9 protein-coding genes are annotated in these 11799 nt (G+C 40.9%); 4 read left to right on the top strand and 5 right to left on the bottom strand.

The genetic code is table 11. The features are described from left to right. Nucleotides 1-198: 198 nt before the first annotated feature. Complete coding sequence (gene rssA / locus K5Q58_RS17080; protein WP_220755101.1) at nt 199-1170, bottom strand: patatin-like phospholipase RssA; 972 nt, start codon at nt 1168-1170, stop codon at nt 199-201. Nucleotides 1171-1359: 189 nt separating this feature from the next. On the opposite strand from rssA, the gene K5Q58_RS17075 reads away from it, so the two are divergent. From K5Q58_RS17075 to K5Q58_RS17060, 4 genes are all read left to right on the top strand, one after another. Beyond that, nucleotides 1360-2691, top strand: a complete 1332-nt coding sequence (locus K5Q58_RS17075; RefSeq protein WP_374758523.1) for a DEAD/DEAH box helicase — start codon at nt 1360-1362, stop codon at nt 2689-2691. Between the two features lie 71 nt (nt 2692-2762). Continuing rightward, nucleotides 2763-3200 (top strand): DUF3010 family protein, encoded by a 438-nt coding sequence (locus K5Q58_RS17070; protein WP_220755099.1) that lies wholly within the window; start codon nt 2763-2765, stop codon nt 3198-3200. A 204-nt stretch (nt 3201-3404) separates the two neighbouring features. After that, nucleotides 3405-4004, top strand: coding sequence for a M48 family metallopeptidase (locus K5Q58_RS17065; protein ID WP_220755125.1), 600 nt, complete (start codon nt 3405-3407; stop codon nt 4002-4004). A 47-nt stretch (nt 4005-4051) separates the two neighbouring features. Then, nucleotides 4052-4474, top strand: a complete 423-nt coding sequence (locus K5Q58_RS17060) for an HNH endonuclease (RefSeq protein WP_220755098.1) — start codon at nt 4052-4054, stop codon at nt 4472-4474. 74 nt (nt 4475-4548) lie between these two features. On the opposite strand, the gene K5Q58_RS17055 is transcribed toward K5Q58_RS17060, so the two are convergent. From K5Q58_RS17055 to K5Q58_RS17040, 4 genes are all read right to left on the bottom strand, one after another. After that, nucleotides 4549-5808 (bottom strand): peptidoglycan DD-metalloendopeptidase family protein, encoded by a 1260-nt coding sequence (locus K5Q58_RS17055; protein ID WP_220755097.1) that lies wholly within the window; start codon nt 5806-5808, stop codon nt 4549-4551. Between the two features lie 471 nt (nt 5809-6279). Further along, complete coding sequence (locus K5Q58_RS17050; protein WP_220755096.1) at nt 6280-9993, bottom strand: AAA family ATPase; 3714 nt, start codon at nt 9991-9993, stop codon at nt 6280-6282. Continuing rightward, nucleotides 9993-11252 carry an exonuclease subunit SbcD gene (gene sbcD / locus K5Q58_RS17045; protein WP_220755095.1) on the bottom strand — a complete coding sequence of 420 codons (1260 nt, stop codon included), beginning with the start codon at nt 11250-11252 and terminating at the stop codon, nt 9993-9995. Before sbcD ends, K5Q58_RS17050 begins: the two co-directional genes overlap by 1 nt. A gap of 72 nt (nt 11253-11324) precedes the next feature. Further along, the coding region (locus K5Q58_RS17040; protein ID WP_220755094.1) for a TSUP family transporter at nt 11325-11799 on the bottom strand (475 nt) is incomplete at its 5' end.

Below are 11799 nucleotides of genomic sequence, written 5' to 3'. Positions count from 1 at the left end.
ATTTATGCACAGGATATAAACACTATATATCCACAGCAAAGAACTAACAAACACAAGATATGGTGCATTAAGCAATAATGAAGACTAGAAATCCATGATCTGGATCATAGTTTAATGAAGGCATATAAAATGAAAAAAATTACTGCCAAGCTCTGCACTAAATAGCAATACAGAGCTTGACCAGAATTATGAAAACCGTTATCGGCCTAGCGAAGAGTTGATTAAATGAGCGGTTTGACGTACTGCTTGTCGACCTGCTTCTATGGCTTCTGCAGCGCGATGAAATTCCATGGTGCCAATATCTGCAAGCTGTGGCACCAAACAAACATCAGGTGGGTCACCCATCAAACGTGCACGCTTATGTCGCTGCTCTAAAATATCCATTGATTGAGACATCACTGCGATCATTCCGGGGTGAGATTTAGTCGACATCGAAAACTTTTCAGTCAGACCAGAAATGTACTCTTTACCTTTACCCAGAATATCCATAAACGCTGACTCAGATTCTTTTGCTTCTTGCTGTTGTTTTTCAAGTGCTGTCGGCGCACGGCTTTTCATTTGTTGTGGCAACATATGCATACTATTGCGACGGTGACCATTCAAATCAACCGCAATAACCACATCCACATCCATTGCACGGCACATTGATACTGGAACTGGATTGACTACTGCGCCATCCACCAACCAGCGATCTTCGAGTTGCACTGGCGGTAAAAACCCGGGCATTGAACAAGATGCTCTAACGGCATGACGTAAATCACCTTCTTTAAACCAAATTTCTTGCCCTGAGTATAAATCTGTCGCAACGGCAGAAAATGGTTTGTTCAATTGTTCAATTTTAAGTTCACCAATTCGGCCTGCTAAGACATCAAACACTTTCTCGCCACTGATTAAGCCCCCCTTGCGCCAGCTTAAATCCATCAAACCTAAAACATCCCAGCTAGAAAACCCGCGTACCCAGCTCTCTAACTCATCGAGATGATCATTGGCGTAAGCCGCGCCAACTAATGCTCCCACTGAACATCCAGCAATTTTATCTGGATAAACCCCCATTTCAGCAAGTTCTTTTAACACACCAATATGCGCCCAACCTTTTGCCGCACCACTACCTAAGGCAACACCTATTCGTAATTGTTTGGTGTTAGTTGCTTCTTTGGGGACATCCGACATGTTTTTATACATCCTTTAACGAAAAATACGACAAAATTAAAATGGTAAAACTCAGCATAACTGAGGCTTAAGCTGTTGGCTATCTCAGGCTTACACGTTATAATATCTGGCTATCATTTTTTAGGGGATTTACCTTTGTTATTTACCGATTTTTCTTTAGACAAACGCTTACTTGAAAGTCTAAAGCATATGGGCATTTCTGAGCCAACTGAAATTCAGCAGCAAGCCCTGCCGATTGCCCTAGCGGGTAAAGATTTAATGGCATCTTCAAAAACCGGTTCAGGTAAAACCCTGGCATTTTTATTACCAGCACTGCAGCGCGTAATATCAACAAAGGCCTTATCTAAAAAAGATCCGCGTGTACTTATTTTATTACCAACCCGAGAGCTTGCTCAGCAGGTTTATGGCCAGCTTCGTTTATTGGTGGCAAACACTCAATATAAAGCGGTGAGCATTTTAGGTGGTGAGAACTTTAACGATCAAGCAAAATCGTTATCCCGTGATCCTCACTTCATTGTGGCTACACCGGGGCGCATTGCCGATCATCTTCAGCAGCGTCATCTTTACCTTAATGGCCTAGAACTGCTTATTCTAGATGAAGCAGATCGCATGCTTGATTTAGGGTTTGCACCACAACTAAAAGCCATTAATGACGCAGCGGATCACAAGCGCAGACAAACCTTGATGTTCTCAGCCACACTCGATCATGACCATGTTAATGATATTGCTGCGACATTACTGAAAACCCCAAGCCACGTGGCTATTGGTGCATCACACAACGAACATAAAGATATTACACAGCGTGTATATTTAGTTGATCACTTAGATCACAAACAAGCACTATTGCAGCACATACTTAAAACTGAACAGCACAAGCAAGTAATTATTTTCACAGCAACTCGTGCGGACACGGACAGGTTAGCAAAACTTCTCGCTGAACAAGGCTTAGAAACTGCAGCGTTAAGTGGTGACTTAAATCAATCTGCCCGTAATCAGATTATGGATAAGTTCAGCCGCGGTCAGCAAAAAATATTGGTGACAACGGATGTTGCATCTCGTGGACTCGATTTATTAAACGTGTCATTAGTGATTAACTTTGACATGCCAAAATTTGCTGAAGAATACGTACACCGTATTGGCCGTACTGGCCGTGCCGGTGCCAAAGGAGATGCAATTTCATTAGTTGGCCCTAAAGACTGGGACAGTTTTAAGAAAATCCAAGTATTCTTACGTAAGAATTTCGACTTTTCGACTATTGAAGGTCTCCAAGGCAAGTTCAATGGCCTGAAAGATAAGCCTAAAGCGGCCAACAAAAATGCGAAAGCAAACGACGCCAAAACATCGAACAAAAAGCGTAGTACAAGCAATAAGCCTAAAACAGCACCTAAGCGTGATAAACGCTTTATTACTGGTGTTGATATTGGTGATGCGCCAATGCGCCGTAAAGCCAAACCAGTAAAGATTACTGAAAACGATAACTCGATTGTTCAAGATGATGAACAAGAGCTTAGCGAAGATTAAACCCAATTTAAGCCTAATGCAGCTTTCGCAGCGTTAGGCAAAATCAAACTAGTACCAAAGTAAGGTGAAACATGAAAATTTGTGGCGTGGAATTAAAAGGTGGCGAAGCCATCATTAGCTTATTAACTTATGAAGTAGAAACATTCAATGTACCTGAATGTCGTCAAATCTCATTCAGCATTTCTAAATCAGCTGAAACAGAATCAATTCGTGAGTTTCATTTTGCTTTCCACAAATTAATGGAAGATTACAAAGTTGACGAAATCGTCATCATTGAACGTGAACAAAAAGGAAAGTTTGCGGGCTCTGCAACTAGCTTCAAAGCAGAAGCGGCAATTCAAATTACTGAATTACCTGTTAGCATCATTAGCCCTGTTATTATTAAAGAAGAACTAAAGCGTAACCCGCCACAAGCGGATCTAGAGACGCTTGGCCTAAAGCGCGTACAATTACCTGCTTTTGAAGCTGCTTACGCACAGCAAAACCGTCGCATGTACGGCAAAGTTTAAGACAAAAATCAGCTTAAGCTAAAGTAAACAATAAGCCTATCGATTCCCTTAGTCATCAGTTTGATGAAAACATTAAGATGAATTGGTAGGCTTAGTTTTATCCGCTAATTAATCATATTCCATTGGGCAAACTAACAAGCTATGAGCTCCAAAAAAGCATCCAGCAAACTAGCAGACAAACCAGCTCGTAAAGCGCCGCCTAAAATGGCAGTTAAAACCAGCTCAGCTAAAGTTGCAGCGGCAAAAGATACCTTAGCAGGTCTTGTGACCAGTAAAGATGTGCAAGCAAAGCAAAAACAGCAAGCCCAGTTAAAATACCTTAATGGCTATTCAGCCAGCACCATAGAACAAGTTAAACATCATATTGAAAATGACACCCTCGAAAACTTGCTATTAAGTCGTTATCCAACCATACATGACATACGCACCGATAAGGCCTTATATGACTATGCTATGGAATTTAAGCAGCAATATTTAAAGCAGTCAGACCCTATATCAAAAGTCATTTTTGATGAAAAAATCAGTTTAAGTCATCAAGCTTTAGGGCTTCACACCTATGCTAATCGTGTTCAAGGCAATAAGGTCAAAGCCAAAAATGAGATTAGAATATCTTCAAGACTGCGCCATGTTCCTGAACCATTATTAAGAATGGTTGTTGTACATGAACTGGCTCATCTTAGAGAAAAAGACCATAACAAAGCTTTTTATCAACTGTGCAAATACATGACCGCTGATTATCACCAACTGGAATTAGATTTACGCTTATTACTAACCTGTATTGAGCTAGGAAAGTCACCGTATTAAACTGCATGTACTAGTGTTGATATAAGTAATTTACAGGGGAAATAGTTATGTTTGTAGCAACATTCAGAGGTGATAATCGCCGTACCCGTAAATACAAATCAGAAAAAGCCGCTATGAAAGCCATAAGACATTGGCTTATGGGTAATCAACTAAAAGGGTTTTCTGTTGGTTTAATGGGGCCAGGAATTGAACCTAACGAATTTTACAACTGGGAAGAAATTCCATTTGAAGAACCTAAGCCAATAGATTTTTATTCATCTCAAAAATGGAAAGCTCTTCGAAAAGAAGCATTAAATAAATATATCGGCACCTGCATTTGCTGCGGAAGAAGTGCAAAAGATGGTGCCGTCATGCACGTTGACCATATAAAACCACGGTCAAAATATCCTCAACTTGCTTTAGACATCGACAACCTACAAATACTCTGTGACCTTTGTAATTTAGGCAAGTCTGACAATGACGAAGCTTAAAATTAGTCCATAAAAAAACCACTTTCAATAATATCGAAAGTGGTTTTAATCTACAAAAAATGATTGTGATGGTGTTAACCTAAATCCATCATCATTTGTTTGCTGCTCACCAACTCTTTAAATTTAGCCATTTGGTTTTTAGGTAACACTGACGCTTCAACAATACTGACTTTCATCGGATTCGCAGGGCGGCCGTTGACATGAAATTCGTAATGCAGATGCGGCCCAGTAACACGGCCTGTATTCCCAGTTAAACCGATAACTTGACCTCGCTTAACACGCTGCCCTTTACGTACTAAGAATTTTGATAAGTGCAAATAGCGGGTTCTGATATTGTTATCATGTTCAATCACGATATATTTACCAGCAAAGCGATGGTTAGTGACCATTGATACTACACCATCACCTGGTGCAACCACACGGGTGCCAATAGGTGTCGCAAAGTCAGTACCGTTATGAGGCGATACTCGCCCAGTTACTGGATGTTTGCGATTAGGGTTGAAATGCGATGATAAGCGATATTGACGCTCTAACGGTATCCGCTGGAATGCACTTGCAAGCCCTTGACCGCGCTCATCGTAATAATTGCCATCAACATTTTGAAAAGCATTAACGTTATTTCTACGGGTATTAATCCTAACGGCTTGTAGCTGCGAGATCCCAGTTGACTCCCCTTCAATATATTGATCGTTCATCAATACATTAAATGTATCACCAGCACGTAAATCACGTGAGAAGTCGAGTTTACTTGAAAGCAAAGTTTCAATAGTTTGAATGTTAGCCGCGCTCAAACCCGCTCTTTGAGCGGATAGATAGAAAGATCCATTTATCTCACCGCTAATGATGCGATTTTGCCAAATACCTTCAATATTGATTTCTTCGACGCCATAGCTACCATCATCAAACCGAGTGAATATTACTTGATAAGCAGGATTAAAATACAACTCAAGTTTAGTGAGGTTTTGCTGCTCATCTTGAAAGAATTGAATTCGGTTCCCCAAAGACAATGTATCTAACGCTAAAACATTTAAATCAGCTTCGAGCACTTTGTACATGGTTTGCTGGCCAATGCCTGCAAGCTCAAACAAGTGGCCTAATGTATCGCCATTTTGGATCACACGTTCAAAATCAGGCTTTACTGGCTCGATAACTTCAAACGTTGAAGATGTATGTGTCACTATAGATTCAATATCTAAAGCTACTGGAATACGTTGAGAAGAGAATTCTTGCGGAGTCGGCCACAGCAAGGCAGCCGCTACTACAAATACGCTGGCAAGCAATAATTTTCTATGTAATACAGGCAGGTTCGGCACTTTTCTCAATCGTGCTTGCATCTCGCCTCTTTTAACTGAAAGCAATCTAAATCCGCCATAAATATATAAAAAGTAATACCTTTTAGCTAAGTCGATTAGACAATGCGGCCACCTATAAGGTGCATACTTAAGCACTAGAAGATATATTAGCGAACTGTTATACCAAATAAATAGCCTAATAAAAATATAATCTAGCGTTTGAACTGCATAAATTTGAAGTCAGCAGAGGCCACCTGCCCACTATTGCGGCAATCGATAACTGTAAGTGACGCACTTGGGTAAAGTCTGTTATCAGGATTTAGCGATAAGCGTATTAGGTTTAAATTAATCTGAAGTTAGCGCTGATAACTTAATCTTGCGAAGAGACTGTTAACCCCAAACATGACGAGTAATTCAATCAAAAAAGGGCGATAAAGCTGTCGCTTATCGCCCTTTTATCTTCAAGTAACATTTGAATTAAAGCTTGAATTTGCGCTCATTTATTACCAAAACTTATACAGCGGGTGTATCGAATTTATATTCAGCTTGTAATCGACTAACGCCCAGGCCATTCATCTTATTCACTTTGATTTGCACACTAATACGTTCTTTCATTGCCTCAATGTGACTGATAACCCCAATCATTTTTCCTGACGCGTTTAAATTATCTAATGCATCTAATGCAGTATCTAATGTTTGGCTATCAAGAGTTCCAAAGCCTTCATCAAGGAATAAAGAGTCAATGCTAGTTTTATGACTCACTAAATCAGACAGCGCTAACGCTAAAGCCAGACTCACTAAAAAGCTTTCACCACCGGACAAAGTTCGAGTGTCACGTACAGCATCACCTTGCCAAGTATCCAAGACTTGTAACTCCAGCGCTTCAGATTGTTTTCTTTCCAGTAAATAGCGACCTTGTAACCTATCCAATTGGCGATTGGCCAAAGTCACCAAATGATCAAGAGTCAATCCTTGGGCAAATTTACGGAACTTATCGCCTTTTTGAGAGCCAATAAGCGAATGTAAATAAGCCACATCATCATAGTCTTGCCTTGCTTTAGCCAGTTGCTGCATTAATTGCTGCTGATTAGTGCGTTTATCTTCATCTTCCGCTAATTGATGGGTGATGTGCCAAAGCTGTTGCTTGACCTCTGCAAGATGAGTTTCAGCTTGTTGATTTAATTCACTGACTTGTTCGATATCAACTTGATCATAGCCTAACTGCTCACCTTGATTTGTTAACTCAGCAAGCTGACTTTTTGCCTGCTCAACTAAAGTGCTAGCTTTAACCATCCCTTGCTCTAATCGTTGCTTAAGTCGTTGCAAAGCCTCTCGCTGCTCAGTGGGCATCACGGCTTGTTCAAATTCAGCTTGAGTTTCAAACGGGCTTTGCAAAAGTGCACTATCAAATGCACTTTTTGCTTGGGTTAATTCATGACTTAAACGATCAATTTGTTGCTGATTAGCTTGAAGCTCTGCCGCCACTTTGTCTAACTTTTGCTGCTGTGTCATTCGACTATCACTGGCTTGACTCAAAATTTGCTCAGCTTGCTGAACTGACTGTTGGCTGACTTGCTTCTCGTTGACACATTGTTTATCGGCAAATAAATCAAAACGCTGCTGAGTTAGACTTTGCAACTCTGTTGTCGTTTGCTTAATTTGACTATCTATCTGCTTTACTTGCTCAGTCAAGTCTGTAATTTGCGTTACAAGGCTCGCACTTTTTTGCTCACACAACTTATGTTGTTGCTCTAATTGACCTTGTGCTTCAATCGCTGTTTGCCATTGAACAATTTGCGTGTCTAATTGGATTAACCAAGTCTCAAATTGACTCATTTCCGGCATGATTAAGCCTGCTTGTGAGATGCTCGTTTGGCTATCGGCTAATAAGTCTGCAAGCTGTTGATGTATATCCTGCCGCTGCTGTTTATGCTCTTGAGACTTTTGTTGTTGGGTTAGATATTGCTGCTCAAGTAAGTTCAGCTGATGCTGCTGTTGTTCAGCTTTTGATTTTGCAGTTTGATATTGTTCGATATTTTGTTGGTGCGCATGGGAAAGCTTACGGATATCTGCCAATTGTTGATGCCGTTGCTGTTGTAACTCGTTTGCTTGCTCAATAAATTGCACCACTGACTGACCATCTATCACATTGTTAACAGGCGCTAGATACTCCACAGCTAAATGTTCAGTAAGTTGCGTAAACTCTACTAAATACTGCGCAAGCTGGCTCTGACGTTTTGAATGCTGGGTTGTTAATAGCTCAAGCTGATGTTGGCGCTGCTTTTTATCAAGACTAAGCTTTTCACCTTGTGCCTTAATCTCATTTAATGCATCTGATTGAGCTTGAAAACGTAATTCAGTATCACTGACATCAATTGCTTGATAGTGCTCGACTAACGGGTGTTCAGTTGCGCCGCATAATGCACAAGGCTCACCTTGAATCAATTTAGCCCGCTCGGCGGTTAAATTAACAATGTGTTGTTCTTGCTTGAGCACGGTTTGTAAATCTTTAACTTGCTGATTTTTTTCACTCCACTCACTACGCACCTGATTAAGCTGCTGGTCAATTTGCGTAATTAGGCTAGTTAACTGCTGTGACTCATTAAGCTCAATTGTTTGTTCTTGTTGCAGTTCATTATGCAAATGTTGAAGCTGCTGCAGTCGACTACGAGAAACTTGTTGGTCAATTAAGGTTTGATATTGCCCTTGCAAGATAGCCTCTGAGCTTTCACCTAGCAATTGCGATAACGCTTGCTCACTTGCTGTTACCAACGCTAATTTGTCTTTGGCTTCATTATGTATCAAAACAAGGTTCTGCTGATGCAGATTTAGCTGTTGCTGATTCTCTCCATCTTGCTGGTTATTTGTCTCAATTAATTGAGCTAATTGTGATTCTTTCTGACTTAATCCAAGATAATGAGTTGCCTGTTGCTTCCAAACTGCAATATGGCTTTGGATAAATTGTCCTTGAGGGAAACGTTCAATTAACTGAGCATTAGTTGCCTGAGCTTGGTTTACCCCAGAGAGTTGGGTTATATTTTGTTCTTGCTCACTCGTTAAGTTTTGTTGCTGAATTTGCAACTGTCCCTGAGCCTGTTGCTGCTGCGAATGCCGAAAATTAAGCTGTTCAATTTTATTGTCTAAAGGCTGAACCTGCTGCTCTATTAACTCAAGTAATACTTGGTGGCTTTGTTTGAGCTGTTGGCATACTTGCAGGTTATCCTCATGTTGAGCGGCAGCGGTATCAAAATCCACTTTAGCTTGCTGCAGGCTTAAGTTCAGTGTTCGTTGCTTAGCAGAAAGCTGAGATTGGTGCTCATTCAACTTATTGAGCGCAGTAAATAAAGGGGCGATAACTTGAGCTGGCTCACTAGCACTCAACTTATTTAATGATGATGTCTCAGCTTCACTCTCTGCTTCAGCTTTAGCAAGATCACTTTGACTTTGTTTAAGCAGAGATTGGGTTTTACTATGCTGCTGTGCCCAAGATAATTGCTGCTGATACAATTTAACTTGTGTGTGTAATTCACTGGATTGTTGTTCTAATTGCGCAGACTGTTGTCGTTTATCTTTTATGTCAGCATCACTTAACAACTCAACACTATCAGTTTTCGCCTCGAGCAGTTTAAGCCCTTGCTTGGCTTCACTGAAGTTTACGTGAACTTGTTCTGAAATGAGGCCATAGATTTCAGTGCCAGTAAGCTCTTCTAATAACTCTGCGCGATCATTGGCATCGGCATTTAAAAATGCGGCAAACTGCCCTTGAGACAACATCATTGATTTAGTAAATCTGGCAAAATCTAAACCTGTAACTGCCTCAGTTAGCTCAGTTTTTTGTTTAACTTGGCTTGCTAAAATTTTACCCGAATCAAGTTCTGCAAGTTCAACTTGTGCATCTTGCAGGTTACCATCAATTTGACCACGGGAGCGACGCTGGCTCCAAAAGGCGCGATAACCTTTACCTTTTACTTCAAACTCAACTTCAGCCAAGCAGTCACTGGTGCCACGGGTCATAAGCTCGTTAGTGGTTTTTGAGATAACTTTTAGTCTTGGTGTGCGGTGATAAAGCGCTAAACAAATTGCATCTAAAATGGTGGTTTTACCTGAACCCGTCGGCCCTGTGATAGCGAACAAGCCATTTTCTTTAAAGGGTGACTGGGTAAAATCAATTTTCCACTCATTTTTTAATGAGTTAATGTTTTTAAATCTCAAGCTAAGGATTTTCATTATTTGTCTTCCTCAGCACTTTGCGCTTCAACCTGAGCCACCACTTGGCTAAATTGTTGCTTTACCCTTGCAAGTCTTTGCAGCTGATCTGTCTCTGTAAAATCTTCTTGCGCAAGGCGGCGCTCAAATACATCATTGACTGATAACTCTGACAAGGTTTCATTATCCAGTTGCTCTATTTGCTGCTGACGCTGATTACGGGCACGCTTGAGTTGTAAGACCTCAACCGCTAAAGGCTCTGTTATATCGGCAATACGAGTCTGTAAGTCACTTAAAAAGTCTTGTTGTGCCACTTCAATACTGAGCCAAGTTAACTCAGCAGTCATATCGCCTTTCTCAGTCGGTTTAAGCGCAAATTCCGATAACTGTTGTTCAATATCAGTAAGGCTACCTTTTATGTTCGCCATTGCTTGAAAACGTGGCACTTCAATCGGTGTTACTTCGGCTAGTTTGTCTTGCTCGAACTCGACAAGAAACACACTTTTTTGCCCTGATAATTCATCAAAGCTCAGTGAGATCGGTGACCCGCTGTAGCGAATATGTTCGGTCTTAGCAATTTTTTGTGGTCTGTGAATATGACCTAAGGCAATGTAATCGGCAGCGGGGAAAAGTGATGCATTAAAAGCATCAAGACTACCGATATAAATATCTCTTACGGACTCACTGGTGCTTGCGCCCACTGTGGTTAAATGGCCAGTAGCAATAATCGGTAAAGCCTGAGCTTGCTTCGCATTCAAACGCTCGGCTTCAGTAAAGCATTGCTCGTACAAAGAGGCTATTTCATTACCCAATTTACGCTGTTTATCAGCACTTGATTCACCCGACTGACTGAGCACCAAATCACGGGGCCGCAGATACGGAAGAGCGCACACAATAGCACAAGGCTTTTGATGCTTGTCATTAACGAGAATGACATGCTGATTGGGATCATCTAATGCCCCAGGTATAACCGTTGCATTTAAACAAGCAAGTAACTGCTTAGACTCGCCTAATGTAGCAACCGAGTCATGGTTACCACCCAACACGATTAGTTTGCACCCTGTCTTTTGAATATCAACAATAAACTGATTGTATAAGCTTCTAGCATAACTTGGCGGCGTGCCCGTATCAAAAATGTCACCTGCAACAATCAGTACATCAACGTCATGCTGTTGTATTTGCGCTAATAACCATTGCATGAATAAGTGGTGCTCTTGAGCGCGACTTTTTCCGTAAAAATTTTGACCTAAATGCCAGTCCGATGTGTGAATAATGCGCATGAGAACCTATATATTGCTAAAAGTTGTACGTAAATTAATGGCAAGCATTTGTTAGAAAAGACGCAGCAAAGCTTATGCGTACTGAGCCCATAACAATTTGAAACTCATTAGGAATGACATTGTCACCACTAGTGGCTTGATGATTTTAACGCCTTTAGACAACACTAACCGCGAACCTAATGTTGCGCCAATAGCCTGACCAATAAGCATGATTAAACCCAAAACAATAAATACTTGGCCGCCAATAAGAAAGAAAATCAATGACGAAACGTTAGTGGCAAAGTTAAGGATTTTGGCATGAGCGGTTGCTTTAGCAAGCCCGTATCCGGCCAGTGATACAAAAGCCAAAGCAAAGAAGCTCCCTGTACCTGGCCCAAAGAAGCCATCGTAAAAGCCGACGCCCAATGCAGCAGTAAACGCAAACATTGTTGGCGTGAGCACTTGCTGTTTATCATCTTCTGAAATTTTCTTAGAAAATAAGAAATAACAACCAATTGCTAGAATCAAGAAAGGAAGAACTAATTGCAAAATACTGACATCAATCATT

Source organism: Shewanella sp. KT0246 (assembly GCF_019654955.1).
GTDB classification, from domain to species: domain Bacteria; phylum Pseudomonadota; class Gammaproteobacteria; order Enterobacterales; family Shewanellaceae; genus Shewanella; species Shewanella goraebulensis.
Note: the sequence above shows the minus strand (reverse complement) of the source record. Positions and strands in the feature narration are given on the sequence as shown.

Excerpts from the sequence above, each read along its gene's own strand:
- K5Q58_RS17055 (WP_220755097.1), bottom strand. The coding sequence starts at position 5,808 with ATGCAAGCACGATTGAGAAAAGTGCCGAACCTGCCTGTATTACATAGA.
- K5Q58_RS17060 (WP_220755098.1), top strand. The coding sequence starts at position 4,052 with ATGTTTGTAGCAACATTCAGAGGTGATAATCGCCGTACCCGTAAATAC.
- rssA (WP_220755101.1), bottom strand. The coding sequence starts at position 1,170 with ATGTCGGATGTCCCCAAAGAAGCAACTAACACCAAACAATTACGAATA.
- K5Q58_RS17065 (WP_220755125.1), top strand. The coding sequence starts at position 3,405 with ATGGCAGTTAAAACCAGCTCAGCTAAAGTTGCAGCGGCAAAAGATACC.
- K5Q58_RS17050 (WP_220755096.1), bottom strand. The coding sequence starts at position 9,993 with ATGAAAATCCTTAGCTTGAGATTTAAAAACATTAACTCATTAAAAAAT.
- sbcD (WP_220755095.1), bottom strand. The coding sequence starts at position 11,252 with ATGCGCATTATTCACACATCGGACTGGCATTTAGGTCAAAATTTTTAC.
- K5Q58_RS17070 (WP_220755099.1), top strand. The coding sequence starts at position 2,763 with ATGAAAATTTGTGGCGTGGAATTAAAAGGTGGCGAAGCCATCATTAGC.
- K5Q58_RS17075 (WP_374758523.1), top strand. The coding sequence starts at position 1,360 with ATGGGCATTTCTGAGCCAACTGAAATTCAGCAGCAAGCCCTGCCGATT.